Consider the following 26,571-nt stretch of genomic DNA (forward strand, 5'->3'; position numbering starts at 1 on the left):
CTCCCGGAGGCGGCGTTCCCGATCCCGCGGCACGGGACGCGTGCGTCCTGCCGGCCAGGCCGAGCGCACGTCGAACTCCGTTCCGCGGAAGATTCGTTGACCCGAGGTCAATATTAGTGGTTCAGTGGATGAGTCACTGATCCACAGCACGGTTGGAGGCGCCGGGATGGAAGCACTGCCACGCGAGACCGTCGTCGACGTCCTTGAGAAACGGCTGCGCGAGGACATTCTCGCCGGGCGGCACCCGGCGGGGAGTTATCTGCCCCCCGAGCGTGAACTCGCCGACGGGTTCGGCGTCAACCGCACCACGCTCAAGCATGCCTTCGGCAGGCTGGCGCAGTCGGGGCTCTTGGAGACTCGACACGGCGTGGGGACCCGCGTCCGGGATTTCCTGCGCCTTGGCGGCGCGGATCTTCTGCCGATGCTCGTGCGGCACAGTCCGGACTGGATCGGTGAGATCTTCGAAGTACGGCGCAGTATCGGAACGTTGATCGCGGAGCGTGCCGCTGACCGGGCCACCGGGGCCCAGGTCGCCGAGCTGCGGGCGCTGCTGGCGGCGGTCGGGGACGCGGACGGCGCCGACGACGTGCAGCTGGCGGACGCCGAGGTGCACCGGGCGCTCGCCCGTGCCACGGGCAACCGCGTGTATGTCCTGCTGACCAACACCCTGTTCAACGCCTATCTGCCGGTACGCGCAGCGCTGGTCGGGCCCTTCACGGAGGCCGGCGCGGCCCACGACCGTCTGGCGCCGGTCGTGGAGGCCGTCGCCGCCCGCGACTCCGAGGCGGCGCGTGTCGCGGCGGGCGCCTATCTGTCGGCGACGGAACGCATCATGCTCGAGGGCCTGGCGCGCTCGCGTGAACGCCGGGACGGTGCGCTGTGACCTCACGCGGAACGGAGTTCCAGGAGGCGATGCTGGGGCGCGTGCACTTGAGCGACGAGGATCGTGAGCGCCCGATGCGCCTGGACCTCGTGGTCCGGTCCGACGACCTGATGCTGCCCCACCGCACGACTCAGGCGCGCCTGACGGGAAGGGTGCGCATATCCGGGCGGGCGGACGACGCCGAAGCCGCCGGTGAGCTGGAGATCTCGCCGCTGGCCCGCCGCAGGATCCGCTACCGGGTCACGTTCGCCATGGAGGGCCGGCGCCTGGTGCTGGACGGCTGGAAGTCCATCTCGCCCGCGCGTCCCCTCTCTTCGATGACCTTGCTGCCGTACACCCTCTACGAGGACGGCGAACGGGTGGGCGAGGGCACACTCCGCTTCCCCCTCGCCACCGGCCTGCTGCCCTTCCTGGCGAGCTTCCGCTTCCCGCGCTCGGCGCAGTCCGCACCCGCACCCGCAGCCGACCGGTATCTGGCCTCGCGGTGGGACGGGAATCCCGGGCGCACGGAGGTCTGGTACACGACCCTGACCGATCCGGTGACCGGCAGCGGAGTGTGGCTGCACCACGAAGTGGTGGCGCCGACCGATGGCTCCGGCGCCTACGCGCACGGCTGGGTCGCCGTCTTCCCGAAGGACGGCCCCGCCGAGCACGCACGCTTCGGCCCCGTGCCGTGGACAGAGGACCAACAGGGCTTCGTCACCAAGGACATCAGCGCCCGGCCCGGCCGTCTCACCGGTTGTGCGGGGCCGTTCACCTGGTCGCTCACCGAGACGCCCCTGAGTGAGCCGGTCCACACCTTCCCCCGCTGGTCGTGGCGGCGCCCCTGGCTGCCGGCCAGTCACATGCTGCCGGCCGCCCGTTGCCACTACAGCGGAGCAGTCCGGTACGGGGCCGACGAGCTGCGGCTGGACCGGGCGGTCGGCGCGAGCGCCCGTATCTACGGCCACGGCAACGCCCGGCGCTGGGCGTGGCTGCACGCGGACCTCGGCGGCGGTGACGTCCTGGAGATCGTCGCCGCGGTGTCCATGCGACGCGGACTCGACCGACTGCCGCCGCTGGTGTTCCTGCGCCTGCTGCGGAACGGGCGTGCCTGGCCCCGTCGTGCCGAGCGCGCCGCCGTGGGCTGGGCGGGACTCGGCCGGTTCCGGGCGGACATCGGCCTGCCCGAGTGGCACGTGACCGGCCGCGTGGGCCGGCGCCGCATCCGGGTGACGGTGACCCAGCCGCCGGAGCGGACGCTGGCCCTCGACTACACCGACCCCGACGGATCTCCCGCGGTCTGCCGCAACACCGAGACCGCGGACGCCCTGGTCAGCGTGGAACGCTGGTGGGGCACATGGAGTCCGGAGGCCACCTGGCGACTCTCCGGCACCGCCCACGCGGAGGTCGGCGACCGATGACTCCTTCAACTTCCCCTGGACTTACCGCTCTTGCCGAGACGCTGCTCGCGGACGACGGCACGGCCGAGTGGACCCGGGCCGTGCCACGGCGCCTAGAGACGCTCCTGGCTGCCATGCCCGCCCCCGCCCGCACCGCGATACACGGCGCGACCAAGGCGATCAACGCCTACGCCGTCGCCCGCACCGGCCGGCGGCTGCCCGCACTCGGGCCCGCGGAACGCGAGCGCGTCATGGCGTCGCTCGCCTCCCACCGGGCCCTGCTGCCCCTGCTGGACGCGGTCAAGGTCCCGGTGCTGCTGGCGGCGGGTACCGAACGGACGGCGCACCAAGGCCCCGCGACCTCAGTGACCGCGGCCGACGATCCGCCGCTCGACTGCACCCCTTCCGGGGAGTGGCCGACACGTTCCACCGCCGATGCCGTCGTCGTCGGATCGGGGGCGGGCGGCGCGATGGCCGCCCGGACCTTGGCCCGCGCGGGACTGCGAGTCGTCATGGTCGAGGAGGGGGAGCACCACACCACCGCGTCCTTCGGGCGCAGGGCTCCCCTGGACCGCTTCACCGACCTCTACCGGGACGGCGGCGCCACGCTCGCCCTCGGGAACCCACCGCTGGTCCTGCCCGTCGGCCGCGCGGTCGGCGGCACCACCGTCGTCAACTCCGGCACCTGCTACCGCACACCGGACCACGTCGTCACCCGCTGGCTGACCCACCACGGATTCGACGTCGCCGAGGGCTTCGACGCACAGCTCGACGAGGTGGAACGCACCCTTCGAGTGGCGCGCCAGCCGATGGACGTCCTGGGCAACAACGGGCTGCTCGCCCTGGCCGGCGCGAAGGAACTCGGCTGGGCCGCGGCACCCCTGCGCCGCAACGCCCCCGGCTGCCGGGGCTCGTGCCAGTGTGTGGTCGGCTGCCCCACCGGCGCCAAACAGAGCGTCCAGCTGTCCGTGCTCCCCGACGCCTGCGCGGCCGGCACCGCGATCGTGACGGGCGCCCGCGTCCTGCGGATCCTCACCGACCGCGACCGGCCCGGCGGTCCCCGGGCCGCCGGAGTGGTGGTCGGCCGCCCCGACGGCAGTGAACTGGAGATCCTCAGCTCCCTGGTCGTGGTCGCCGCCGGCGCCCTGCAGACCCCGCAGCTGCTGCGCCGCTCGGGTCTCGGCGGGCACCCTCGGATCGGCCGGAACCTCAGCGTGCACCCGGCCATCAGCGTCGCGGGCCGCTTCAGCCGCCCGGTCACCGGCTGGAAAGGGGTCCTGCAGAGCGTAGGAGTGGAAGAACTGCACGCCGACGGCATCCTGATCGAAGCCACCGCGGCGCCCCCGGGGATGAGTTCGTTCGTGCTGCCGGGCGTCGGACGCGAACTGCGCCGCGAAGTGGAGGAGACGGAGCAACTGGCCACCCTCGGCGCCATGGTCGCCGATCGCCCCTCGGGCCGTGTCCTCGGCCGGGACCGCACCCTGCTGCGCTACGACCTGGCACCGCGCGATGCCCGGCGCCTGCTCCGAGCCCAACGCGCCATGGGCCGCCTGCTGTTCGCCGCCGGCGCCGAGGAGGTACTGACCGGCGTTCCGCATGCCCCACGCGCTCGCACGCCCGAACAACTGGAGGTGCTGCTCGACACGGTGACGGCTCGGCACCTGCACATGTCCGCGTTCCACCCCACGGGCACGGCCGCCGCCGGGACGGACCCGGAGCGGTCACCGGCCGACGCCGAGGGACGCCTTCGTGGCGTGCGCGGGGTGCTCGTCGCCGACGGGTCCGTGCTGCCGAGCTGCCCGGAGGTGAATCCGCAGCTGAGCATCATGGCGGCCGCCCTGGGTGTCGCTGAGCGCTTCGTGGCGGATGACTGAGCCAGGGACCGGCCGTCTCCGGGGCCACACGCTACGGCGCGAGTGAATCGGCCAGTTCGGCGATGACCTGCGCGTGGCACGGCTGAGGAACGCACCAGCAGCCGAGCCTGCGGCCACGGAGGGCGGGCAGCAGATCGAGCAGGTCCGGACGGCTCAGCAGATGGGCCCGGTACTTCTCGATCACCGCCTCCCGGGTGCCGTCCCGGCCGGGCCGGAAGGGACTTGCGAGCGGTGAGGCACCGAGGTCCCATCCGCCGCGGCGCATCGCGCGGCCGACGTAGACGACGTCCGCGTAGCCCGGGTCGTCGCGGTGCCCTTTCATGTTGACGACCGTCGCCCGGTTCACGTCGTTCATACGCACCCTCAGTCCGCGCCGGGCAGGGGGAACACGGCGCAGGTGGCGGTCCCGTGCGCATACAGCTTGCCGTCGACTGCTCCGACGAGCCGTGCCTGTGCGGTCGCGGTCGTACGGCCGACGTGGACGGCGGTGCCCTCGCAGCGCAGCGTGGGAGTGGTGGCGAGCACCGGCCTGACCATGTTCACGCCGAGCTGGACGGTGGTGTAAGCACGGCCGGCCGGCAGGGCGCTCAATACGGCGGTGCCGAGCGCCGAGTCGAGGAGGGTGGCCATGAAGCCTCCGTGGACGGTGCCCATGGGGTTGAAGAGGTGTTCTCCCGGCTCGCCCTCGAAGACGGCCTGCCCCTCCTCGACCGCCACGAGGCGAAACCCGAGGGTGGTGCAGATCGGGGCCTCGGGCAGACGGCCGTCCAGGCTCATACGGGCCAGCTCGATGCCCGTATGGGCGCCGGCGGCCGCGTAGCTCGCCGGCGGTTGCCAGGTGTGCGTACGTGAGCGGGATCGGGCGGAGGGCACCCCGTCGCCGGTGGTGCTGTCGTCCTTGGTAGCGGGCTGTGCCATGGTCTCTCTTCCTCAGTCTGCCTCGGTCGGCCCGGTCGGGGCCGTGGCGCACTTGTGTGGAGTGCGCCGGCCGGCAGCGCAGGTCAGGGCGCTGCCGGCCGGCGGCGGGATCAGGGGAGCTTCACCGCCAGGAGGTCGACCGGCCGGATGTCCGGTGCCTCACTGAGCATGGTTTCGGCCGCCCCCATCAGCGCGGCGGCGATCCTTCCCTGGAGGTGCCCCTGACGCCCCTGCTCGTCGGCGAAGGTGTCGAAGACCCCGAAGGTGGTCGCGTCCTGCCGGAACGCGAACCAGGTGACGGTGTGCTCCTCCTGCTGCGCCAGTTGGACGGCGTCCCTCAGCAGAGCCTCCACCTTCTCGGCGTACTCCGGCTTGGCCTCGATGCGGGCCAGCAGCCCCAGCTTCGTCATGCTGCATTCCTGTCTGTGGTCATGGCTGAACGTGCGGTTGTCGCTGGTCATCGGTGAACGTTCGGTGCTGGTCCCGGGCACCGGATGTCGTCCGGACACCACAAAACTAGGCCGCCGCAGTCGTCCCGCCCAGCGTCGGAAACGACGCATCCGATATCGTTTCCGTCATGGATGTGGCTGTACTGGCGTACGACGGCGTGTTCGACTCCGGGCTCTCCGCCCTGCTCGATGTAATCGACGGGGCGAACGCCATGCGCGAGGAACTCCCCAAACCACCGCCCGCCTGGAACGTCTCCACGGTCGGCTTTCGCCGCCGGATCCGCACTGGAGCCGGGCATGTGGTCGAGACTCTCCCCGCGGACACGGCGACGGGCGCGGACCTGCTGCTGGTGCCCGCGCTGGCCGAGCGACGGCCCGACGCCCTGATCGCCCATGTGTCGGGTTCGGCCACCGAGCCGGTACGACGCCTGGTGGCCGCGACGCGGGAACGTGGCACGCCCATCGCGTCCGCTTGCACGGGCACGTTTCTGCTGGCCGAGTCGGGGGTCCTGGACGGGCACCGGGCCACGACGAGTTGGTGGCTCGCACCGTACTTCCGTAAGCGCTATCCGGCGGTGACCGTCGACGAGACCCGCATGGTCACCACGTCCGACGGGGTGACCACGGCCGGTGCCGCCTTCGGGCACGTCGACCTGGCGATCGCGATCGTACGGATGAGCAGCCCGGCCCTCGCGGATCTGGTTGCGCGCTACCTCGTCGTCGACGAGCGCCCGTCGCAGGCGGCGTACACGATCACCTCGGCCCTCGCGCAGAGCGACCCCACGCTGGCGGCCTTCGAGCGCTGGGCCCGGGTGCACCTGGACCAGCCGGTCTCGATCGCCGACGCGGCACGCACCCTCGGCGTCAGCGAACGCACGCTCCAGCGCATCGTGCGCCGCACGCTCGGTACCTCACCCGTCCGCTTCGTCCAGGACCTGCGCGTCGAGCACGCCTCACACCTGCTGCGGACAACGGACCTGCCCCTCGAAGCCATCGCCCGCAAAGTCGGCTACGAACACGCCAACACTCTGCGCATCCTGCTCCGCGAACGCACCGGAGAGACGGCGAGCTCCCTGCGGGCACGATGAGTTCCAGACCGGCCGAGGGGGCCTGCTGCTGGGCGTGGAAGCAGCACGGCTGCTGGTGCATGCAGCGCGGCGGCGCGGAGCCGATGTGTGCTCCGCGCCGCCACGGGCGTCCGGTATGGGATGCGCTAGCGGCGGGACGCGGCCCTGCCTCGCCGGTACAGGAAGGTCCCGGCGGCCAGCAGCGCTCCACCGCCGGCCATGGCGGCCAGGACACCTTCATCGATGCCGGTGTCGGGCAACTCCCCGTGAGGGGCAGGCTTCTCGGGTGCATGCCTGGTCGGCGTCGGAGTAGGTGAGGCCGGCGGGGTGGTGTGCAGCGGAGGCGTGGGCTTGGGCGGCTCCTCGGGGCCGTATCCGGCCGGTTCGTCGGGGCCGTATCCGGCCGGTTCGTCGGGGCCGTACCCGGCTGGTTCCTCCGGGCCGTATCCGGCCGGTTCGTCGGGCCCGTACCCGGCCGGTTCGTCGGGGCCGTACCCGGCTGGTGACTCCGAGCCGTACCCGGTCGGTTCGTCGGGGCCGTACCCGGACGGTTCCGACGGCCCGTACCCGGACGGTTCATCGGGTCCGTATGCGGATGTCTCCCGTGTGCCGGACGTGCCCCCACGGCCGTTCGCGGACGGTTCCCCCGTGTGGTGCCCGGACGTGTCTTGCGAGTCCTGGCCCCACATCTTGTCGAACCGGGACATGGTGTCTTCGACCTTGGAGTGCATGGCGTCAAATTGCTTGACGTCGAACGGCTCGTCCGGGACCTCCCACTGGAACGCACGGCTCGACGGCGCTGTGGGCGCGTCCGCCTCTGTGCCTTGTGGATCGTGGGCCGCGAACGCCCATGTGCCGCACAGGGACAGGGCGCTTGTGGTGGCGGCCACGGCCAGTGCCCTGCTGAGGATCTGTCGCACTCTAGTTGTCTTTCTCTCGGACGGCAGGGTCGCGGCGCGTGCGAACGCAACGCGCACCTGCGCACTCGCCGAGACGGGCAAATTGTGCACGAATGGTGAAGGTTCGCAGGTGTGGAAATGCTTGTACTGCTCTGGAATTAACCCAATCGTCCGCCTGTGGAGCTGGTTGGCCCGAAGCGAAAGGCCCTGCCGCGCCGGAGATGAACCCGGCGAGGGAGGGCCTGAGGCTGCTCGGGACCGGCGCTTCAGTCGATGCGCGTCCCCGCGCCACTGACTCGGATCCGCGGGTCACCCGCGCGCAGCGTCACGGTGAGTTCACCAGGGCGGCCCAGATCCGCGCCCTGGTGCAGCGTGAGGACGGCGTCCTGGTCGACCAGGCCCAACTCGCGCGCGTACGCACCGAACGCGGCGGCCGCGGCGCCGGTTGCCGGGTCCTCGACGACGCCGCCGACGGGGAACGGGTCACGGACATGGAACACGGTGGGGGATTCCCGCCACACCAGTTGAACCGTGGTCAGGTCCAGACGGTGCATCAGGGCTTCGAGGCGAGTGAAGTCGTACCTGAGATCCGCGAGGCGGGCGCGCGTTGCCCCCGCGAGAACGAGGTGGCGGGCGCCGGCGAAGGCGACGCGGGGCGGGAAGGCCGGGTCGAGATCGGCGGCCGGCCAGTCGAGCGCGGCGAGTGCCTCGGCGAGGTCTGCGTCCCCGATTTCCTCGATGTGCGGCTCCACGCTGGTGAGCGTGGCCCTGATCGTCCCGCCCTCCTCGGTGACCTCCACCGGCACGGTGCCCGCGCGCGTCACGAACACCAACTCCCCGGAGCCGATCCGTTCGGCGAGCGCGACCGCGGTCGCGACAGTGGCGTGCCCGCAGAACGGCACCTCGGCCTTGGGGCTGAAGTAGCGGATCGTGTACGCCCGTCCCGCCTGGCCGACGAGGCCCTCCGGGGGCGCCGTCAGGAACGCGGACTCCGAGTACCCGAGGTCGGCGGCGATGGCCAACATGTCGTTGTCGCCCAGACCGGCGGCGTCCAGAACGACGCCGGCTGGGTTTCCGCCGTCGGGCGTGCCGGCGAAGGCGGTGTAGCGCAATACCTCGGGCTGCTGGGGCGAGTTCGTCGTCATGATCGTGGCAACCGGGGCGAGCCCACGGTCATTCCCGCGGGTGGCCCGCCTGCCTCTCAGCCCTTCACCGCCCCCGATGTGAGGCCCTGAACGATGTGCCGGCTGGCGAAGGCGAACAGGAGCATGGTGGGCAGGATCGTGAGCACGGCCGCCGCGGACATCGAGCCCCAGTCGATGTTGAAGCTGGAGATGAAGCCGTTCAGGGCCGTGGGCACGGTCTTGTTGCTGTCGCTGTTCATGAGCGTCACGGACAGGAACAGCTCGTTCCAGCAGTTGACGAAGTTGAAGATGAAGGCGGCGACGATGCCGGGGCGCATCACCGGCAGCAGGACGCGGAACAGCGCCGTGAACCGGGACAGGCCGTCGATCATGGCGGCCTCCTCCAGCGCGTCCGGGATGTTCTCGAAGAAGCCGCGCAGCATCACCGTGCAGAAGGGGATGCACACCGCGATGTAGACGAGGATCAGGCCGAAGCGGTTGTCGACCAGTTTCAGATCGGTCATCAGCAGGTACAGCGGTCCCAGCGCGATGAACGACGGGATCATCTGGGTGACCAGCGCGGCCATCAGCAGCGCGGACTTGGTGCGGAACTCGAAGCGGGCGAGCACGTACGCGGAGAGCATCGAGATCGCCGTGGCCGTCGCGCCGGCCACGGTGGAGACGATGAGGCTGTTGGTGAGGTAGGTCCCGAAGTCCGCCGTGCCGAACAGGCCGCTGTAGTTCTCCAAGGAGAACCGCTCGGGCCAGTAGGCGAGCGGGAAGTGGAAGATGTCGCCGGGTGCCTTGAGCGAGGTGACGGTGATCCAGTAGAGCGGGAAGACGGTGAAGAGCAGCCACACGCCGAGGAAGGTGAACTTGACGGCCCGGCCGGCCGCGGACTCCTTGCCGATCACGGCCTCACTCCTTTCTTCTCGCGCGTGGCCAGGAGGAAGAACACCGCGAACACCAGCAGCGCGGCCACCACGAGGAGGCCGAGCGCGGAGGCCCTGCCGTAGTCGCCCTGCTGAGTGATCTTGATCATCCAGGTGGTCACGATGTGCGTCTCGTTGTTCGGCCCGCCGCCGGTCATGCCGAAGATCAGGTCGGGGAAGTTGAAGATCCAGATCACCCGCAGCAGCACGGTCAGGGCCAGTGTGGTGCGGATGTACGGGATGGTGATCTGGAAGAGCGTGCGTGACTTGCTCGCGCCGTCCAGTGCCGCCGCCTCGTAGAGCTCGTCGGGGATCGACTGGAGCGCTGCCAGAATCATGATCGCGAAGAAGGTGACCCCGTACCAGATGTTGGCGATGAGCACGGCCGCCATCGCCGTCTTCGGGTCCGCCAGCCAGGCGATCGGCTCGTCGATCAGTCCGGCCTTCTGCAGCAGGTCGTTGACGACGCCGAACTCGCTGTTGAACAGCCAGCGGAACAGGATGCCGATGAGGAATCCGGAGATCGCCCAGGGGAAGAAGATCAGCGCCTGGTAGAGGCCGCGGAAGCGGAAGCGGCGGCGCAGCCACAGGGCGAGGGCGAAGCCGATCACCAGCTGGGGGACGATCGAGCCGACCACCCAGACCGCGGTGTTGCCGAGCACGGTGCCCCAGGCGGGGTCCGCGAAGACGTCGCGGAAGTTCTTCAGCCCGACCCATGACGTGTCCGTGAGGTCGGTCAACTTCCAGTTGCGGAAGGCCATTTGGCCACCCGCGATCATGGGGTAGTAGGTGAAGACCGCAACGAAGACCGCCGCCGGCGCCATGAAGGCGGCGATCTGCAGGCCACGCCGGGTGGTGAACTCCCGCCTCCGGCCGCCCCCTTGGGGGAGACCTCGCTTGCGGGAGGCCTCCCCCCTGCCCGACCCCGTTGTCTTCGCCGTACTTGTGGACGTGACGGACATGCCTACTGCTCCTGCTGCCATTTCTCGGTCCAGTACGCGTCCCAGCCCGCGAGCAGCTTCTTGGGCGTCGTCTTGCCCAGGATCAGCTTCTGCACGTCGGCGTCCGCCTTCTGCTGCCACTCGGCCCACCAGGTGACGCCGCGGGGCTGGGTGACGACGAGGTACTTGTCCGGCTGCTCGGTCATGGTGACGTAGCTCGACCAGGGGCCGGTCTTGTAGAAGGGGTCGCTGGTCGCGGACTTGAGGATGGGCACCAGGCTGTTCTTCTTGGTGAACGTCGTCGATGCCTCGCCCTGCGAGAGGAACTCGACCAGCTGCACGGCCTCGGCCTTGTGCCCGCTGCCCTTGGCGACACCCCACCCGGCGGTGGCCAGCGGCTGCACGGTCTTGCCGCCAGGGCCGGCCACCAGCGGCGCGGTGCCCCACTGGCCCTTCGAGATCGACTTGGACTCCGAGACCGTGGCGATCACCTCGGGGTCCTGGAGCAGGAATGCCGTCGACCCGTTGGAGAAGGCCTCGACCATCTCCGGGTAGCCCCAGGAGACGGACGACTTGGGGGACGCCTGCTTGAAGAGCTTGAGGTAGTTCTCCATCGCGTCCTGCGCCCCGGGGGCGGAGAAGATCGTACGGCCGCTCTTGAGCTTGAAGCCGTTGGCCGGGTCGACCTGGTCGGCGAGGTAGGCCTCGATGGCGGCGGTGGCGTTGCTGTTGGAGTTGGCGCCGCCACGGAAGGCGTAGCCGTATCGGCGCTTGGCCGGGTCGTGGACGGCGGAGGCCTGCTCCACCAAGTCCGCCCAGGTGGCCGGCGGCTTGCTGAAGCCCGCCTCCTTGATCAGGTCTTTGCGGTAGAAGAGGCTCAGGCCGTAGAAGCCGTACGGGACGAAGTATGTCCTGCCCTTGGCGTCCTTCGAGGCGTTGACGGCGTTCTCCGTCATCGCCTCCCAGCCCTTCCAGCCGTCGAGGTCCTTCTTCATGTCGTAGAGCCAGCCGTTGTTCGACCAGGGCCCGACGGTGATGTCGCGGACCTCCAGGACGTCCACTCCGCTGCCGGACTGGAGCATCTGCTGGAGCTTCTGGTCGGCCTGCTCGGTGGGCGGGGAGACCAGGTTGACCTTGATCTTGGGGTTCTGCTGCTCGAAGTCGGCTATGAGGTCCTTGAGCAGGTCGGTGCGGGTCGGGTTCGTCAGGCTCTCGACCATGTTGAGGGTGACTGTTCCGCTCGCCTCGGGGCTCATGGTGGAACAGCCGGTCAGGACCATCGCGGCGGCGGTGCCGAGCGCGAGAGCTGCCGTCCTTCTTCTCATTGTGCTGACCTCTTCCTTCAGTTTTCTCGTGCCCACCTGCCGAGGACGGGGACGCATTCCTCGGCGAAGTACTCGTAGTCGGCGGCGGTGTTGTAGACGTGAGCGGACAGGCGCATGTAGCCGACGCCGTCGAAGCTGGTGAACGCCGCCTCCACGCCCAGTTCGAGGGCCACCCGGTCGCGCAGTGCGTCGGCCTCGATCCGGTCGGCGGCGAGTCCGTCCGGGAGACGCACCAGGCGCATCCCGGGCACGGGCATGCCGACGTCGACCGCGGTGTCCGCGGTGTCCGCGCCGGTCGGCTCGGCGAACGCGGAGCCGATGACACGGGCGCCGTAGTCGGCCAGGTCGTTCATATGGCGGCGGGCGGCGGTCCAGCCCCAGGTGCGCTCGATGAAGGCGAGGGACGTCGGCGCGGCCAGGTAGGCGGTGGCGTCGATGGTGCCCTGCTGGTCGAAGCGGTCGGGGTAGGGATCGGCCGCCGCCCACGAGTCGATGAGCGGGAAGAGCCGCTCGCGCAGCGGACCGCGGGCGACCAGCGCCGCTGTGCCGCGCGGGGCGCAGCCCCACTTGTGCAGGTTGCCGGTCCAGAAGTCGTAGGTCGCGTCGGCGAGCGGCGCGGCGAGGAGTCCTGGTGCATGCGCGCCGTCGACGAGGACGGGGATGCCGCGCCGCCGGGCCTCCGCCCCGATGCGTTCCACCGGCAGCCGGCGCGCTGTCGCCGACGTGATCTGGTCGACGACGACGAGTTCGGTGGCCTCGCAGAACTCCTCGACCACGGCCTCGTACGCCTGGTCCGCGTCCGCGTCCAGCGGAACCCGGGCGGTACGGACCCGGCCGCCCCACCGGCGCGCGAGCCGCTCGGCACCCATGGTCACCGCCCCGTAGCCATGGTCGGTGACGACGATCTCCCCGCCCTGGCGGAGGGTGAGCGCGGCATAGACGACGCTCGCGCCGGCGCTGGCGTTGGGCACCAGGGCGAGGTCCCCGGGACTGACGCGCAGGAAGTCGGCGAGCTCGACACGGGCGGCGGCGAGCCGTTGGGGCAGCGCCGGGAACCACACCACGGGCGAGCGCTCCATCTCCACGCGCAGCAGTTCCTGCCGCTCCTGCGCCACGAACGGCACCGCCCCGAAGGATCCGTGGTTCAGGTGCTTGAGGGCAGGATCCAGCGACCACGCCCGGTCGGCAGGCCGGCCGTCGGCCAGCACCAGAGGGCGCGGCGCGGTGGTCACCTCGGTCTCGCTCACAGGACTCCAGATCTGGGCAGGGGCGGTCCGACGGAAGGTCGGGCTCCGCCGGACACATCTGATGACTCGGCATCCTGCACACCTTCTCCGGCGGAAACAAGGGTCGTACAGTGAAAGTCATCAGATGACTTTCGGGCGGTACGCAACCGACACATCTGATGACTCGCCACACCTCGCTACAGTGCTCCGAGGGGACCGCGGCATGATCGCTGTTCCGTCAGGGGAGGAAGAGGGGACGGATGTCCGCAGTCGAGAGGGCGTTCCACGGCCTACGGCACATGATCGCGTCGGGGCGGCTCGGCCCGGGTGAACGCATTCCGCCCGAGGGAGACCTCTGCGAGGAACTGGGCGTCTCACGCGGCTCGCTGCGCGAGGCCGTACGGATGCTCGCCGCCCTCGGCGTCATCGAGCCGCGGCACGGCTCGGGTACGTACGTCTCACAGCTGCGGCCCGAGGACGTGATCGGCAGCCTCTCGCTGACCCTCGAACTCCTCCCGCTGTCCGGCCTGTTGGAGGTCTACGAGATCCGGCGCGTCCTTGAGGCCCACGTCGCCGCCCAGGCCGCGGCGCGGTGCACACCGGAGGCGGTGCGCACGCTCTTCTCGCTCATCGAGGACATGGAGGCCACGAGCGACCCCACCAAGGCCTCCGAACTCGACCACCGCTTCCACGCCGAAATCGCCCGCGTCGGCGGCAACCCGACCCTGGCCACCCTCCTTGCGGTCTTCCGTTCCCGCTCCCGCAAGTACCAGGTCTTCACCTTGCCCGAGGGCCCTGAACTGCGCAGGAAGAGCGACGACGACCACCGTGTCCTGGCCACCGCCATCGCCGACCGCGACCCCGTCGCCGCGGCAGGCGCGGCGCAGGCACACGTCGCCCAGACGGAGCGGTGGCTGCGCGCGTTCATGCCGCCGATCGAGGAGGCGAACGTCCTGGACGGGACGCACGACGTTGACGAGGCCGACGGGGCTTAGAACGCTCCCCGTGCAGCATCCGGCAATCACGCAGAAATCCGCCGCTGCCGCGGTACCGTATTGCTGAGAGTGTGGTTACCGCGAGCGCGATGAGCAAAATGGTCCAGTCCTCGAATTCATGAGGTACCCGCATGATGCCGACCCGAATGGGGCACCGTGACTGACGCCGCCGCTCGCGCAGGGCAGCGGGTGGCGGTTGCGCAGTGCGACACGGCTGAGCGTCTTGCGCTGGCGCGAGAGTTCTACGACGCCGTACCAGGCGGCTTCTCCCGATACGGGTATGCCGAGTTGAGCTTCATGCGCTGGTCGGCCGCTCGCGGAGTACTGGAACCGGAGTCTGCCGTTCCGGCCGGTAGTCCGTGGTGGCGCAAAGTCAATGAAATGCTGCTGCGGGACAAGGTCGAGGCAAGTCTCTTGACCGTCGGTAATTCAGGAAATGCCAGCAGCCACAGCGTTCGATACTGGATTGACTTCATCGGGAAACCGTCGCCGACCCGGTGGTACCGGGCCCATAACGCCAGCATTGTCGCGGGCTATCTGAAGTATGAAGGCCTGGCGTCCGAGGAACTCAAAGTAGAGCGATTCATGATGAACGTCGCGCTGATTCGAGTTCTTTACACCCACGCCATGCTGGCGAATCCGCGACTCGCGCTGGGGAGCCGGCTGGCCTTCCTCGGCCCCCGGCTGGTCGACCCGCGCCACCGCAGCGTCAAGATGTTCCTCGACCTCGGCCGCTCGTTCCCGAGGGAGTACCCGGTGGCCGGATCCCTGGAAGAAGTCGTCCTCGCCGAGCACGCCCTCGCCCGCATGCTCGACTACGGCCTGATCGCCCCTCGCCTTCCCGCGCTCTACGAGTTCGCAGCCGAAGCACTTGAGGAGCCCCGGCTGACCTCCCTCCTCGACGACGGCGTGCCGGCCTACGTGTGGCCGCACGCCGACCGATCGGTCTGGTTCATCGGAAACACGGGACCGCACCTGCGCGCCATCGCCCGGATGACCGGGGTACGGCTGCTGTGGGCGCCCTCTCCGTACCGTCGGTTGTTCCGGAGGACGCGAGGCTGAGGTTGGTTCCGTCCGGTTGGCATGCGCCGGGGTCCGCGGGCAGGATGCTGTCCATGCGCAAGCCGTATCAGGCCCAGGCCCCGGACCGTCCGTGCGCCCGCGCCGGCGCCGGCGCCACCCAGGCAGTGCTGTCGCTGTGGTCGCAGGACTCCGTGCTGTCGATCGGTTCGGTCGGATCGGTACTGTCCGTCGGCTCCGTCGGGTCCGCTCTCTCCATCGGCTCGATCGGCAGCGCTCTGTCGGTCGGCTCCATCGGTTCCAGCCTGTCGCTGCTGTCCTTCGGCTCGTGGCTGAGCACCGGTTCGGTGCTGTCCGCCCAGTCGACCTGGTCGGCGCTCTCCTGGCGTTCCTCGCGCAGTTTCCTGTCCTCCGAGGGCAGGCGGGTCGCCGGGGTACTGGGGGTCGCGGGCGCGGCGGCGGGCGCGACGGTGCTGCTCGCGCGCACTACTCGGCCCGGGCGCCGGGTCTAGCCACTCGGCGGGTTGCGAGCCGCATGGACGCGCGGCTGTGCCGCTCGTGCGCCCGGGCGTTCTCGCGCTGCCGGCCGCGGCGTCCTTGGGCCGTTCGGCGCGCGCCCGGCGCGCCTCGGCTGCGCAGGCGGCCCCCGGTGGAGGATCGTCAGGACGGCGGCCGTGGGACGTGCCGCCCCGGTATCGCTCGACTGTCTGAAGAGGTCGGTCATGATCAGGGACATGGAGTCCGGCGAACCCCGTCGCACGCTCGATGCCGCGCGGGCGGCGGCGTGACCGCCGCAGCGGGAGGGGGCGCGCGGGGCGGCGGCCGTTACGGCGAGGACGTCTTCCGCCCCGAACAGGCGGGGGAGGGCGAACGTATCGATTTCGGTGCGCTCGCCTACGACGACATCACCATGGGACGGTTGCGGGCGCTGGGGGTCGGCCCGGGCTGGCGCTGCCTCGACGTGGGTGCCGGAACGGGCACGGTCTCCCGTCGGCTCCTGGGCGAGGCCGGAGTCGACAGCGTGCTGGCGGTCGACCGTGACGTACGTTTCCTCACCGCGCGGCCCGCCCGCGGGCTGGATGTCCTGGAAGCCGACCTCACGGCCCCGGACTTCGTCTCCGGCACGTTCCGGCTCGTCCACGCGCGCTTCGTGCTGATGCACCTGGCCGAGCACGACCGGCTGATCACAGCACTGGCCGAACTGGTCGCGCCCGGCGGTGTGCTGGTGCTCAGCGACGCCGTCGACCTGACGAGCGACCGGACACCCGGCACGCCGTACACCGAGGTGATGCGGGCGATGTGGCAGGGGCTGGGGGCCAGCATCGGCACCGATGTCTCCTGGGTGCCGTCGTACCCGCACCTGCTGCGCGGGGCCGGGCTCGTGCCTGTCGCCGCCGAGATCCAGGTGCCGCCGCTGGTGCCGGGCAGCCCCATCAGCCGCTTCTGGGCGGACACTTGGGAGCGGAGCAGAACGGCGATGCTCGCGACCGGCCTGGTCGACGACGCGGATATTGATACGGCGATCCGGTACCTGGACTCGCAGGAGTGCGCCGCGCTGTCGGCCGGCATGCTCACCGCGTGGGGATGGAAGCCCGAGGCGGGACTGGCGTAGGTACGCACGCCTGAGGCACCGGAGACGGGGAGGGCCGGAGAGCCGGAGAGGGGGAGGGCCGGAGAGCCGGAGAGCCGGAGAGCCGGAGAGGGGGAGGGGGAGCTGGTCAGGGGGCGGACCGGCCTCCGGCGGGCAGTCTGCGGGTGCGGTCCTGCCGACCGTGGAGCACGCTGGGACATGGGGCAGCCGTACCCCCGGGTGATCGCAGTACCTCGGAGGTGGGTCCCGTGGCGCACAGGGATCCCGGCGGGCGCGTCGACGAGGCAGCCGCCCTGATGCTGGAGGCGCTGTTCACGCAGTCCCCGGTAGGGCTCCACCTCATTGACACGGACCTGCGGGTGCTGCGCGTCAACACCGCCACTCCTGGCATGCGGAACCTGTCCATGGACGACCTCCGGGGGCGCCCGGTCCGTGAGGTCTACAGCCTCGTGGACGACGACGTGGAGGCGCTCCTCAGGGACGTACTCGACACCGGGGTCCCCCTGCGCCGGCGCATCGTCCGGGCGCATGTCGAGGGAATTGCGCAGGAGCGGAAATTCGAGGTCAGCGCCTTGCGTCTGGAAGACTCCCAGCGCTCGGTGCTCGGGGTGGCGGTCACCGCGGTCGACGTCACCGAACGGGAGAGAGGCCTGGCCCGCACCAGGATGCTCGACGTGGTGCGGGAGCGGGTGGGACGCACGCTGGAGCCGGCCTTGATCGGCGAGGAACTTGCCGCGGCCGTGGTCCCCGCGTTCGCTGACGTCGCCGTCGTGGACGTGGTGGACGCCGTGCTCCGCGGCGATGATCCCCCTCTCGTCCCGCCGCCCACCGGCACGCACGTCATACGCACCGCGTTCCACGGCGCCGGCAGACGGCCGCCGCCTGCCCGTTCGGTCGGCGACATCCACCGCCTCGCAGGTCCGACGCCCTTCACCCAGGCCCTCGCCGACCTGCGGCCGAGAGTGGTCCAGCTGCGGCCGGACACGTCGTGGCCGGCCGCCGATCCCGCGCTCGCGGAGGCGATCCGGTCATCCGGAGCCCATTCCCTCCTCGTGGTTCCCCTGACGCTGCGCGACACCGCCCTCGGAATCGTGAGCCTGTACCGGACGGAGCACTCGCCGGCATTCGACGAGGACGACTGCGCGTTCGCAGTCGAGTTGGCCACGCACGCCGCACTGTGCATCGACAACGCACGGCGCTACACGCGTGAACACACGATCGCCGCGACGGTTCAGCGTCAACTGCTGCCCCGCCGGCCGGAAGCCCACGCCTGGCTGGAGACCGCCTATCTCTCCGTCACGGGTGCCGATCCCGGTGCCTGGTACGACACCACCACGCTCTCCAGTGCCCGCACAGCGATCGTTGTCGGCGAGGTGTCGGGACGCGGTGTGCACGCGGCCGCGATCATGGGACAGCTCCGCACCGCCGTACGCTCCCTGTCGGCCTTCGACCTCACCCCCGACGAGCTGTTCGCCCGTCTGCACGACACGGCGGGGCGCCTCGCCGCCGAACGGGCTCACCTCCCGCTCAGCGACCCGCTGCGCCAAGAAGCGCTCACCGCCGACTGTGTGTACGCGGTCCACGACCCTCTGACCGGCACGTGCACGATGGCGGCGGCCGGCCGACTGGCCCCCTTGGTCGTACGGCCGGACGGGACGGTGTCCCTCCACGGCGCACCGGCCGGGCCCAGACTGGGGAGTTCGGAGGGCGCGCCCTTCGCGGCCGTCGAGATCGACGTGCCGGCCGGCAGCGTCCTGGTGTTCGCCAGCGACCCGCTCCTCACTTCGTATCTGGCCGAACTCCCCGGCCCGTTGGCCAACGTGTCCGCATACGCCGACCGCCCGCTCCAGGACCTCGGCGACGCCCTCGTCTACTCGCTTCCGGCGGATCTGGGCGTCAGTGACGCCGCGGTGATCGTCGCGCGCACCCGGGCGTTCCCCGCAGACCGGTGCGCCGCATGGCCGCTGGACCCCGAACCGGCGTCCGTGGCCGACGCCCGACGTCGTACGCGCCGGCAACTCGCCGCGTGGAACGTGGATGACGAGACCGCCTACAACATCCAGCTCATCGTCAGCGAACTCGTCACCAACGCCATCCGGTACGGCAGATCACCGCTCGAACTGCGGCTCATCCATGACCGCACCCTGACCTGCGAGATGCGGGACGCCGGCTCGGCCGCCCCACACCTGCGCCACGCCGCCACGGCCGACGAGGGCGGGCGAGGCCTGTTCATCATCGCGCAACTGGCTCAGGCATGGGGGACCCGCTTCAGCACGCGGGGGAAGACGATCTGGGCCGAGCAGGAACTCTCCGGCACCACGGGGCCCGAGGGCTCGGTCTGATGGCCGTTGACGCCGCCGCGCCGATCGAAGGCCGCGCGCGGCGTGAGCTCAGCCGACCGGTGGCATCTCCGTGGGGCTGGAGTCCAGTCCCGGGCGTTTGGCGGACCAGGCGCCGCGCGTGAAGTCCGGGATCTCGACGGGGCGGCCGTTCCTCGCCAGGGACGCCGCGCTCAGCGGGACCGCCGAGCACCAGGCAGCGGAGTCGTACACGTCGATGTCGGGCACCAGCCCCGCGCGCATCAACTGGACGGTGCGCCATTGCAGGACGTAGTCCATGCCGCCGTGGCCGCCGTTGTTCGCGGCGTCGTCACCGACCTTCTGCCACAGCCAGTGGTCGTACTCCTTGCGGTAGTCGGCGAAGTCGCGCCAGGTGTGGCCGCCGTGATCCGGTTCGAGATAGACGCGCGCGCCGGTCGGGGCGGGCCCGGTGTAGTCCTCGACGATCCCGCGGCTGCCGGCGAGGGTGTTGATCCTGCTGTACGGCCGGGGCGAACTCACCTCGTGCTCGGCCCGGATGATCCTGCCCTTGTCGGTCTCGATGAGGCAGGTGACCAGGTCACCGTTGATGTACGTCTCTTTCCAGGACGGGTGGTCGCGGGGGACGAAGCGTTCGCGGTAGTCGGCCAGGCCCTTCGGGGCGGTCGCGGTGGCGGCGAGGGTGGTCATCCGGTCGCCGCGGTTGATGTCCATGGCCGCCGCGATCGGGGCCAGCCCGTGCATGGGATAGAGCGACGCGGTGCTGCGGGTGTGCCACAGCCGCCGCCAGGAGTCGGTGTAGTACGTGTCGGAGAACAGGAGTTCACGCAGGTCGTGCTGGTAGCCGCCATGGCCGTTGGTGATGTCGCCGAACAGGCCGGCGTGCGCCATCCTCAGCATGGCCAGTTCGTTGCGGCCGTAGCTGCAGTTCTCGGCGAGGAGCAGGTGCCTGCGGGTCCGCTCGGAGGTGTCGACCAGATCCCACAGCTCGCGCAGTTCGGTCGCGATGGGGAGTTCCACCACGGCGTGCCTGCCGCTCAGCAGTGCGGCTCTGCCGTGCTCGTAGTGGAACTCCCACGGCGTTGCGATGTACACCAGGTCGATGTCGTCGCGCCGGAGCATCCGGGCGTAGGAGTCGGCTGATCCGCCGTATTCGGCGGGGCGTGGCTCGCCCTTGCTCACCAGCCGGTCGGCGGCGCGGCGCGCGCGGTCGGCGCGGATGTCGCAGACGGCGGTCACGGTGCAGCCGGGCACGGCCGCCCAGCTCTCGACCATGCCTCCGCCGCGGTTGCCCAGGCCGATGACACCGACGCGGACAGTTCTGTGGACCTGGAACGGCACGCCGATCATCGACTTCTGTCCGGGACGGCGGCGGGGCACCTGTCCGGTCGCGGCGGCCGCGGGCGGGGCCGCGGCGGTCATCCCGACCGCGGCCGCGCCGGTGGCGACGGCTCCGCCGAGGAGCAGTCGGCGTGAGACAGCGGGTGTTTCGGACATGACGGCAACACTCCTCGCTGAGGTGGCTTGCATCACTGCCGGGGCACTGTGGGGACTGTCGGGGCATGACTCTGCGGGCTTCGACGGTTCATGTCAATACGTGCTCGATAGAGAGCAGTTCCGAGCAGGAACAAGCATCGATGGGTGGTTGGCGGGCCGCCGACCCGGTCGGTACGGGGCTGGGTAGGGAGCCTGATGAAGAAGCGGAAGCAGGTGTTGCTGACCACCCCGTCCCATAACCTCGTATGTGGAGACGTCAGATGCCGTGGGCATCCGGATCGAGGAGGCGATGGTGTTCGTAAGGGGCACGCGGTTGTTCGCGGCCGCGGTGATCGTCGCCTGCATGGTGCTCGTCGGCCCCAGTGCACCGAGCGGTGCCCTCTTCGCCAGGTCGGTGCCCGTCGAAGCCGTCAAGGACGTCGTACCGAACCGGGTCATGACGTGGAACATCTGCAACCCCTGCGAGGTCGGCAACGTCGACCGGGCCGCGGAGATCGCCGCGTACGCGCCCCAGGTCATCGGCATGCAGGAAGCGTGCGTGCGTGACGTCGAGAGGATCCGGGAGTACCTGGAGAGCCTTCACGGGCTGGTCTACCACGTCGAGTACGGGACGGTTCTTCGGAGTTGGGGCCGCTGCGGGGGAGTGCCGTGGAGTCCGGGGGCCTACGGCCAGGCGGTCCTCTCGGCGGCGCCGATGACGGACCGCGTCAACGTGGAGTACCCCGACGGAGGATCGGAGGACCGTGGGTACATGGCGGTCACCACCATGGTGGACGGCCGACCTGCCCGGGTCTTCAACACCCACCTCGCCCATCGACGTCAGGAGGAAGTCCGGGCGGCCCAGGTCGGCGTGCTGGCCGCGGAGGTCGCGCGACACGACCGCGCCGTCGTTCTCGGCGACTTCAACGCTGTGCCGGACGCTCCCGAACTCGCCCGGATGTGGGACCTGGCCGTGGACGCGGACCCCCAGTGTCACCCTTCGCCCGTCGGCACCTGCCGGACGACCACGGACTGGCACACCAAGTTCGACTACATCTATCTGCGAGGCATCGTCCCGCACGGGCACCGTGTTCATCCCAGCCCGTACTCGGACCACCACTTGCAGTACGCCGACCTGGACGCCTAGGGGCTGTTTGCGCCACTCGTCCCGGGCTCAGCCCGTCGCGGCCGACTTCAGGCGCCTTCGGTGGGCCCGGTTCGTGGCCATCAACGTGTCGAGGGCTTCCCGGGTGCGGATGAGGTCCTCGATGTGCTCGGAGAGCCGGTCGCGCTCCTCTGCCATGCGTTCCAGCGCGGCGTCGGACGTCTCCTCGCTGGGTGAGTCGACGCAGGGCAGCAGTTCGGAGATGGTCCGGCTGGACAGACCCGCGGCGTACATCCGCTGAAGGAACGTCACGCGGTCGACGTGGTGCTCCGAGTAGTGCCGCTGTCCGCTGGCGCTGCGGGTGCTGGACAGCAGGCCCTGTTCCTCGTAGTAGCGCAGGGATCTGACGCTGACTCCGGCCCGTGCCGCGAGCTCGCCGATACGCATGGCGCCCCTCCCCGTTGTGATCCGGAGCACAACCCTTGCCTCTGACGTCAATGTCAGGTTTTAGCGTAGCCGACGTGCCCGGATGCGGGCACGACCGATGACGAAGGAGACGTGACGTGACGACCCTTTTCTCCGGCTACCGACTGGGCACCCTGGCACTGCCCAACCGCGTGGTGATGGCGCCGATGACACGTGTACGGGCCGCCGCGGGCGGACTTCCGACGCCGTCGATGGCGCGCTACTACGCCCAGCGGGCAACGGCCGGCCTGATCGTCAGCGAGGGGGTGCAGCCGAGCCTGGTCGGGCAGTCCAACCCTGGCACTCCGGGGCTGTACACCGACCAGCAGGTGGCCGCCTGGCGCCCGGTGACCGATGCGGTGCACACCAACGGCGGCCGGATCTTCGCCCAGATCATGCACGGCGGACGTGTCTCGCACCCCGACACCATCGGAATGCGGCCCGTCGGCCCCTCGGCCATCGCGGCCCTCGGTGAGGTGTTCACCCCCAACGGGCCGCTGCCCGCGCCGACTCCGCGCGCCCTGGACACGGCCGAGGTGCCCGAGCACGTCCAGTCGTACGCTGACGCCGCACGCCGTGCCGTCGACGCCGGTTTCGACGGTGTGGAACTCCATGGCGCCAACGGCTATCTGATCTCGCAGTTCCTCTCCTCCAACGCCAACCTGCGGACGGACCGGTACGGCGGCTCGGTGACCAACCGGATCAGGTTCGCCGTCGAGGCGGCCGCCGCGACCGCCGAAGCCATCGGCGCGGACCGGACCGGCATCCGTCTCTCCCCCGGAGGCGCCTTCTGGGGCATCGAGGAGACCGACGTCGCCGAGCTCTACACCGCGCTCCTGACCGAGCTGTCCGGGCTCGGCCTGGCCTACGTCCACCTTGAGGCCACCACCGACGAGGAGACGCTTCTCGGCCTGCGCGGGGCCTGGTCCGGCACCCTCGTCATGAACCCGGTTCTGCCGATGGGGCCGAAGCAGACCGGCCGGGCCGACGCCGACCACTGGCTGAACCTGGGAGCAGATCTCATCAGCTTCGGGCGCGCTTTCATCGCCAATCCCGACCTGGTGGAGCGTCTGCGCACCGGCCTCCCGATCGCTCCGGCCGACGACGCGACGTACTTCCAGGGCGGCGACAACGGCTATCTCACGTACTCGGCCTACCAGCACTCGGCGTAGCCGCCAAGGGACCGGCGTCTTACAGGCCCCACTGCGCCGCCGCCGCCTCCGCCGCCTTCTTCAGGGCGTCGAGCCAGGAAGCGAGCGAGTCGTCCAGCGCCGCGGCGAGGTTGTCCCGATCGGCGTCGATCGGAGCGCCGGCCCAGGATTCCCGGGTGCGGACCACGACCCGGTCGCCGTCCTCGGTGAACGTCCACTCGTGCACGCCGGTGATGCCGTGAGCGGGGCCGCCCCACAGGATGCGGTGCCGCTCGGCGTCGACCGCGTAGATGGTGGAGTCGATGGTCAGGCCCGCGGTCGCCCAGTGGAAAGTGCTCCCGGGTGCGATGGGGCCGTCGAGCCGGGCCTCGGTGATGGCGTGCTGCCAGGCGGGCCAGGAGGTGATGTCGGTGTGCAGTTGCCAGACCCGCTCGAGGGGAGCGGCGATCCGGATGGAGTGGTCGGCGACGACGGGGGCGTGCTTGTCGATGGTCGTGGGGTAGATCATGGCAGCTCCTCTGTGTCGGGGTGCCCGGGCCGCCGTGGGGGAGTGGGCGGCGGCCCGGGCTGCTGGGGCGGGGCGGGCGAGTCTGGCCGAGTGGGGGAGCTGGAGGCCTTGGCCTCCGGAGGGGGCGACGGCCCCGGGCCGTATCGGTGAGGCGGTCGGGACCCGATGCCCGAGCCGGCTCCGGTGGGTCAGGCGGGCAGTTCGGCGTCGGGGATCCAGTGGCCGTGGATGCCGGCGGGCACCCTGCGGGGGAGTTCGACGGCGGCCACGGTGCTCAGGTCGCTCGCGTCCAGGACCAGCAGTTCCGATGCGTCGGCTGTGAGGTCGCTGACGATGGTGAGCAGATAGCCGTCGTCCTCGCCGGTTGCGCCCTCGGCGGGTGCGAAGACGGCCTCCCCCGGCATCCGGCCCTCGCCGTGCGCGAGCAGCTTCTCCTTGCCGGTGAGGGTGTCGAACTTGACGGTGTGGTAGCCCGACAGGCCCGCGCCGGGGAAGGCGATGGCGTAGCTGTAGCGGTGGGCCGAACCGGTGTGGGCGTCGTTGATCGACGGGAACTCGGTGGCCAGGTCGTTGAGTGACTCGGTGCTGACCTTGCCCGTGGCCGGATCGATGAGCCACCGGTACATCGTCGAGCCGGCGTCGGGGCTGGTGCCGTAGCCGGGGGCACCGACCCACCACTTCCACGAGTTCTCCCAGGCGGAACGGTCGAACCGCGGTGCTTCGAGGACGATCCGGCCCTGCGCGTCGGTGTAGGCGTTGGCGACGTGCAACAGCGCCGCCTGGTCGGCCACTTCGAACCAGGTGGTCCTGCCCCCGGCGCGCGGTATCACGCCGATGCGCAGCGGGACGTCGTCGTGCCAGCGGTAGGGGATGCCGGAGTGCTCGGCGTGGTCGAAGACGACGGGCGAGTTGATGAAGACCACGTGCTCGCGGGTGATGGCGAAGTCGTGCATGAGCGACGGGCCGGAGCCGTCGACGACCTCCGACTTGACGATGTCGCCGGCGGGGTCGGCCACGTAGTAGGTCAGGTACGGCGCGAAGGGGCTGTAGCTGAAGAAGTGCAGCTCGCCGGTTGCCGGGTCCTCCTTGGGGTGGGCGGTCATCGCGCTGGTGAGCTTGCCGCCGAAGTCGTGCACGCCGATGGTGTCGAGTTCGGCGCTGACCTCGTAGGGCAGGTTGGCCTCCTGCAGGGCCAGGTAACGGCCCCCGTGGAAGATGATGTTGGTGGCGGCGGCGCTGACTTCGAGCTCGGTTCCGGTGAACGGGACGCCGTCCAGGAAGGGTGTGCGCACCCACCGGTTGCGGTACCACTCGGCCCGGCCGTCGGTGAGGCGGATGCCGTGGATCATGCCCTCGCCGCGGAACCAGTGCGTGGGGGTGATGCCCGGTTTGGGGTTGTGGCCGTTGCGGAAGTAGCGGCCGTTGAGCTCGGGCGGAAGGGTGCCGCGCACTTTCAGGTCGTGGCCGGTGATCTCGTCGGTGACGGGGGTGAAGTGGCCGCTGACGTACGGCTTGTCGAGGGTCATGGTCATGCCTTTCGTGTCGAGGGAGTCGAGACGGCCGAGCGGGCCGAGCAGGCCGAGAGGGCCGAGATGAGGAGGGCCAGGGCGGCGCAGGTCGCGAAGGCCGCGCCGGGGGAGGGGAGCAGGGTCAGGAAGGACAGGCCGACGGCTCCGCCGATCTGCCGGGTGGCGTTGACCAGCCCGCCGGCCAGGCCGTTGTCGGCTGCCGCGACGCCGGTGGAGGACATCGCGGTGAGCCGGACGAAGGCCACTCCCAGCCCGGCGCCGATCAGGAGCGTCGGGCCGAGCAGGTCCACGGGGAAGGTGCCGTGGGCCGGGGTTCGGGACAGCCAGGCCAGTCCGGCCGCGAGGACCAGCAGGCCCATGGGGAGCACATGGCGGCCGGAGACTTTGCCGACGGCCCACGACGAGAGGGTGATCGTGAGGGCGAGGGGCAGCTGGGTCAGCCCGGCCTCCAACGGCGAGTAGCCGAGGGCGCGTTGCTGGTAGAGGGGGAGGAAGTAGAACAGGCCGAGCCAGACCGCGCCCAGCAGGGCCATCAGCACATTGGGCACCGCCACCACGCTCATGCGCGCCGGCAGCAGCGGATCGGCGCCGCGGCGCTGGAGCGCCACGAACACACCGAGCAGCGCCAGCCCGATCACAGCGAGGGGCCAAGGGCCTGACAGGCCATAGGTGAGCGTGACCAGCCCCGCCGTCACCGTCATCGTGCCCACCGCGTCCAGGCTTCCGCCGCGCGGCCGGTCGGCCCCGACCAGCAGCCAAGTGGCAGTCAGGACGGCCAGCGCGAGCGGCACCATCACGACGAACACCGCACGCCAGCCGTACAGGCTGGTGAGCAGCCCGCTGAGCAGCACGCCCGCCGCGCCGCCGGCACCGGAGACCGCACCCCACACCCCGAGCGCGGTGCCACGCCGCCTGCCGCCGGGGTAGAGCGTCAGCACGAGGGCCAGCGCCGTGGGCGCCAGCAGCGCGGCACCGATGCCCTGCACGGCCCTGCAGGCGATCAGCACGCTCGCGTTGGGAGCCAGTGCCGCGCCCAGCGAGGAGAGGGCGAACAGGCCGATGCCGATCAGGAACACGCGGCGAAGGCCGTACACGTCACCCGCGCGCCCGCCCGGCAGAAGCAGCGCGCCGAAGACCAGTACGTAGGCGTTGACCGCCCACGCCTGGCCGGCGTCCGACAGATCGAGCCCTGCCCGGATCTGGGGCAGTGCGACGTTCACGATCGACGTGCTCAGCACGACCAGGAACTGGGCCGTGGCCAGGACAGCCAGCGGTATCCAGCCGGTGGTGGCGGTCGTGTGCGGTGCGGTGCGGGTCATGACTCGACACTCGCAGCGGGCGCCTACCGCTCGCGTCGGCAGTCATCGCCTATACGGTTCCCTGCGGGAGACTC

General features: G+C 70.4%; 25 protein-coding genes. 11 read left to right on the top strand and 14 right to left on the bottom strand.

Annotated elements, in window-relative coordinates:
* The first annotated feature begins 166 nt into the window (after positions 1-166).
* From ACZ7L5_RS32315 to ACZ7L5_RS32325, 3 genes are read left to right on the top strand one after another with little or no spacing between them, the layout of a single operon-like run.
* Positions 167-883, top strand: a complete 717-nt coding sequence (locus ACZ7L5_RS32315) for a FadR/GntR family transcriptional regulator (protein ID WP_471521187.1) — start codon at positions 167-169, stop codon at positions 881-883.
* Positions 880-2,286, top strand: a complete 1,407-nt coding sequence (locus ACZ7L5_RS32320) for a hypothetical protein (protein WP_471521189.1) — start codon at positions 880-882, stop codon at positions 2,284-2,286. Before ACZ7L5_RS32315 ends, ACZ7L5_RS32320 begins: the two co-directional genes overlap by 4 nt.
* A complete protein-coding gene (locus ACZ7L5_RS32325) occupies positions 2,283-4,139 on the top strand; it encodes a GMC family oxidoreductase (RefSeq protein WP_471521191.1) in 1,857 nt (618 codons plus the stop codon). Before ACZ7L5_RS32320 ends, ACZ7L5_RS32325 begins: the two co-directional genes overlap by 4 nt.
* A 31-nt stretch (positions 4,140-4,170) precedes the next feature.
* Here the strand turns inward: ACZ7L5_RS32325 and ACZ7L5_RS32330 are convergent, their stop codons facing one another.
* From ACZ7L5_RS32330 to ACZ7L5_RS32340, 3 genes are all read right to left on the bottom strand, one after another.
* Complete coding sequence (locus tag ACZ7L5_RS32330) at positions 4,171-4,494, bottom strand: DUF4326 domain-containing protein (RefSeq protein WP_471521193.1); 324 nt, start codon at positions 4,492-4,494, stop codon at positions 4,171-4,173.
* 8 nt (positions 4,495-4,502) lie between these two features.
* On the bottom strand, positions 4,503-5,057 hold the full coding sequence (locus ACZ7L5_RS32335) for a PaaI family thioesterase (protein WP_471521195.1): 555 nt from the start codon (positions 5,055-5,057) through the stop codon (positions 4,503-4,505).
* Positions 5,058-5,167: 110 nt separating this feature from the next.
* Positions 5,168-5,467 carry a putative quinol monooxygenase gene (locus tag ACZ7L5_RS32340; protein WP_471521197.1) on the bottom strand — a complete coding sequence of 100 codons (300 nt, stop codon included), beginning with the start codon at positions 5,465-5,467 and terminating at the stop codon, positions 5,168-5,170.
* 167 nt (positions 5,468-5,634) lie between these two features.
* On the opposite strand from ACZ7L5_RS32340, the gene ACZ7L5_RS32345 reads away from it, so the two are divergent.
* Positions 5,635-6,594 (top strand): GlxA family transcriptional regulator, encoded by a 960-nt coding sequence (locus ACZ7L5_RS32345; protein ID WP_471521199.1) that lies wholly within the window; start codon positions 5,635-5,637, stop codon positions 6,592-6,594.
* Positions 6,595-6,719: 125 nt separating this feature from the next.
* Here ACZ7L5_RS32345 and ACZ7L5_RS32350 read toward each other — a convergent pair whose 3' ends face one another.
* The 6 genes from ACZ7L5_RS32350 to ACZ7L5_RS32375 form a co-directional block, all read right to left on the bottom strand.
* A complete protein-coding gene (locus tag ACZ7L5_RS32350; protein WP_471521201.1) occupies positions 6,720-7,493 on the bottom strand; it encodes an LPXTG cell wall anchor domain-containing protein in 774 nt (257 codons plus the stop codon).
* A gap of 245 nt (positions 7,494-7,738) precedes the next feature.
* Entirely contained in the window at positions 7,739-8,617 is an 879-nt protein-coding gene (locus tag ACZ7L5_RS32355; protein WP_471521203.1) for a PhzF family phenazine biosynthesis protein, read from the bottom strand.
* A gap of 56 nt (positions 8,618-8,673) precedes the next feature.
* Positions 8,674-9,510: a carbohydrate ABC transporter permease gene (locus ACZ7L5_RS32360; RefSeq protein ID WP_365061829.1), complete on the bottom strand. Its 837-nt coding sequence runs from the start codon at positions 9,508-9,510 to the stop codon at positions 8,674-8,676.
* The gene (locus ACZ7L5_RS32365; protein WP_471521206.1) at positions 9,507-10,490 is read right to left on the bottom strand and encodes a carbohydrate ABC transporter permease; all 984 of its coding nucleotides are present in this window, start codon (positions 10,488-10,490) and stop codon (positions 9,507-9,509) included. The genes ACZ7L5_RS32360 and ACZ7L5_RS32365 overlap by 4 nt, the downstream gene beginning before the upstream one ends.
* A 2-nt stretch (positions 10,491-10,492) precedes the next feature.
* Positions 10,493-11,794 (bottom strand): ABC transporter substrate-binding protein, encoded by a 1,302-nt coding sequence (locus ACZ7L5_RS32370; RefSeq protein WP_471521207.1) that lies wholly within the window; start codon positions 11,792-11,794, stop codon positions 10,493-10,495.
* 17 nt (positions 11,795-11,811) lie between these two features.
* On the bottom strand, positions 11,812-13,041 hold the full coding sequence (locus ACZ7L5_RS32375) for an aminotransferase class V-fold PLP-dependent enzyme (RefSeq protein ID WP_471521209.1): 1,230 nt from the start codon (positions 13,039-13,041) through the stop codon (positions 11,812-11,814).
* A 239-nt stretch (positions 13,042-13,280) separates the two neighbouring features.
* On the opposite strand from ACZ7L5_RS32375, the gene ACZ7L5_RS32380 reads away from it, so the two are divergent.
* The 5 genes from ACZ7L5_RS32380 (at position 13,281) to ACZ7L5_RS32400 (ending at position 18,968) form a co-directional block, all read left to right on the top strand.
* Positions 13,281-14,015: a FadR/GntR family transcriptional regulator gene (locus ACZ7L5_RS32380; RefSeq protein WP_471521211.1), complete on the top strand. Its 735-nt coding sequence runs from the start codon at positions 13,281-13,283 to the stop codon at positions 14,013-14,015.
* Between the two features lie 156 nt (positions 14,016-14,171).
* Positions 14,172-15,077 (top strand): hypothetical protein, encoded by a 906-nt coding sequence (locus ACZ7L5_RS32385; RefSeq protein WP_471521213.1) that lies wholly within the window; start codon positions 14,172-14,174, stop codon positions 15,075-15,077.
* Between the two features lie 53 nt (positions 15,078-15,130).
* Positions 15,131-15,547, top strand: a complete 417-nt coding sequence (locus ACZ7L5_RS32390; RefSeq protein ID WP_471521215.1) for a hypothetical protein — start codon at positions 15,131-15,133, stop codon at positions 15,545-15,547.
* 272 nt (positions 15,548-15,819) lie between these two features.
* Positions 15,820-16,647, top strand: coding sequence for a class I SAM-dependent methyltransferase (locus tag ACZ7L5_RS32395; RefSeq protein ID WP_471521216.1), 828 nt, complete (start codon positions 15,820-15,822; stop codon positions 16,645-16,647).
* Between the two features lie 227 nt (positions 16,648-16,874).
* Positions 16,875-18,968: a SpoIIE family protein phosphatase gene (locus ACZ7L5_RS32400; RefSeq protein ID WP_471521218.1), complete on the top strand. Its 2,094-nt coding sequence runs from the start codon at positions 16,875-16,877 to the stop codon at positions 18,966-18,968.
* A 48-nt stretch (positions 18,969-19,016) separates the two neighbouring features.
* Here the strand turns inward: ACZ7L5_RS32400 and ACZ7L5_RS32405 are convergent, their stop codons facing one another.
* Positions 19,017-20,441, bottom strand: coding sequence for a Gfo/Idh/MocA family protein (locus tag ACZ7L5_RS32405; RefSeq protein WP_471521220.1), 1,425 nt, complete (start codon positions 20,439-20,441; stop codon positions 19,017-19,019).
* 289 nt (positions 20,442-20,730) lie between these two features.
* On the opposite strand from ACZ7L5_RS32405, the gene ACZ7L5_RS32410 reads away from it, so the two are divergent.
* Positions 20,731-21,567 (top strand): endonuclease/exonuclease/phosphatase family protein, encoded by an 837-nt coding sequence (locus ACZ7L5_RS32410; protein WP_471521524.1) that lies wholly within the window; start codon positions 20,731-20,733, stop codon positions 21,565-21,567.
* 27 nt (positions 21,568-21,594) lie between these two features.
* Here the strand turns inward: ACZ7L5_RS32410 and ACZ7L5_RS32415 are convergent, their stop codons facing one another.
* Entirely contained in the window at positions 21,595-21,972 is a 378-nt protein-coding gene (locus ACZ7L5_RS32415) for a MerR family transcriptional regulator (RefSeq protein WP_328884025.1), read from the bottom strand.
* Between the two features lie 116 nt (positions 21,973-22,088).
* On the opposite strand from ACZ7L5_RS32415, the gene ACZ7L5_RS32420 reads away from it, so the two are divergent.
* On the top strand, positions 22,089-23,162 hold the full coding sequence (locus ACZ7L5_RS32420) for an alkene reductase (RefSeq protein ID WP_471521222.1): 1,074 nt from the start codon (positions 22,089-22,091) through the stop codon (positions 23,160-23,162).
* A 19-nt stretch (positions 23,163-23,181) separates the two neighbouring features.
* Here ACZ7L5_RS32420 and ACZ7L5_RS32425 read toward each other — a convergent pair whose 3' ends face one another.
* The 3 genes from ACZ7L5_RS32425 to ACZ7L5_RS32435 form a co-directional block, all read right to left on the bottom strand.
* Positions 23,182-23,649 (bottom strand): SRPBCC family protein, encoded by a 468-nt coding sequence (locus ACZ7L5_RS32425; RefSeq protein WP_471521224.1) that lies wholly within the window; start codon positions 23,647-23,649, stop codon positions 23,182-23,184.
* A gap of 188 nt (positions 23,650-23,837) precedes the next feature.
* Complete coding sequence (locus ACZ7L5_RS32430; protein ID WP_471521226.1) at positions 23,838-25,181, bottom strand: carotenoid oxygenase family protein; 1,344 nt, start codon at positions 25,179-25,181, stop codon at positions 23,838-23,840.
* Positions 25,178-26,497 (bottom strand): MFS transporter, encoded by a 1,320-nt coding sequence (locus tag ACZ7L5_RS32435; RefSeq protein WP_471521228.1) that lies wholly within the window; start codon positions 26,495-26,497, stop codon positions 25,178-25,180. Before ACZ7L5_RS32435 ends, ACZ7L5_RS32430 begins: the two co-directional genes overlap by 4 nt.
* Positions 26,498-26,571: the final 74 nt, after the last annotated feature.

This window comes from Streptomyces sp. NPDC107528 (assembly GCF_055639295.1).

Coding starts and splice junctions, on each gene's coding strand:
- ACZ7L5_RS32345 (WP_471521199.1), top strand. CDS start 5,635: ATGGATGTGGCTGTACTGGCGTACGACGGCGTGTTCGACTCCGGGCTC.
- ACZ7L5_RS32405 (WP_471521220.1), bottom strand. CDS start 20,441: ATGTCCGAAACACCCGCTGTCTCACGCCGACTGCTCCTCGGCGGAGCC.
- ACZ7L5_RS32335 (WP_471521195.1), bottom strand. CDS start 5,057: ATGGCACAGCCCGCTACCAAGGACGACAGCACCACCGGCGACGGGGTG.
- ACZ7L5_RS32315 (WP_471521187.1), top strand. CDS start 167: ATGGAAGCACTGCCACGCGAGACCGTCGTCGACGTCCTTGAGAAACGG.
- ACZ7L5_RS32410 (WP_471521524.1), top strand. CDS start 20,731: ATGGTGTTCGTAAGGGGCACGCGGTTGTTCGCGGCCGCGGTGATCGTC.
- ACZ7L5_RS32325 (WP_471521191.1), top strand. CDS start 2,283: ATGACTCCTTCAACTTCCCCTGGACTTACCGCTCTTGCCGAGACGCTG.
- ACZ7L5_RS32355 (WP_471521203.1), bottom strand. CDS start 8,617: ATGACGACGAACTCGCCCCAGCAGCCCGAGGTATTGCGCTACACCGCC.
- ACZ7L5_RS32380 (WP_471521211.1), top strand. CDS start 13,281: ATGTCCGCAGTCGAGAGGGCGTTCCACGGCCTACGGCACATGATCGCG.
- ACZ7L5_RS32330 (WP_471521193.1), bottom strand. CDS start 4,494: ATGAACGACGTGAACCGGGCGACGGTCGTCAACATGAAAGGGCACCGC.
- ACZ7L5_RS32390 (WP_471521215.1), top strand. CDS start 15,131: ATGCGCAAGCCGTATCAGGCCCAGGCCCCGGACCGTCCGTGCGCCCGC.
- ACZ7L5_RS32435 (WP_471521228.1), bottom strand. CDS start 26,497: ATGACCCGCACCGCACCGCACACGACCGCCACCACCGGCTGGATACCG.
- ACZ7L5_RS32425 (WP_471521224.1), bottom strand. CDS start 23,649: ATGATCTACCCCACGACCATCGACAAGCACGCCCCCGTCGTCGCCGAC.
- ACZ7L5_RS32415 (WP_328884025.1), bottom strand. CDS start 21,972: ATGCGTATCGGCGAGCTCGCGGCACGGGCCGGAGTCAGCGTCAGATCC.
- ACZ7L5_RS32340 (WP_471521197.1), bottom strand. CDS start 5,467: ATGACGAAGCTGGGGCTGCTGGCCCGCATCGAGGCCAAGCCGGAGTAC.
- ACZ7L5_RS32430 (WP_471521226.1), bottom strand. CDS start 25,181: ATGACCATGACCCTCGACAAGCCGTACGTCAGCGGCCACTTCACCCCC.
- ACZ7L5_RS32365 (WP_471521206.1), bottom strand. CDS start 10,490: ATGTCCGTCACGTCCACAAGTACGGCGAAGACAACGGGGTCGGGCAGG.
- ACZ7L5_RS32370 (WP_471521207.1), bottom strand. CDS start 11,794: ATGAGAAGAAGGACGGCAGCTCTCGCGCTCGGCACCGCCGCCGCGATG.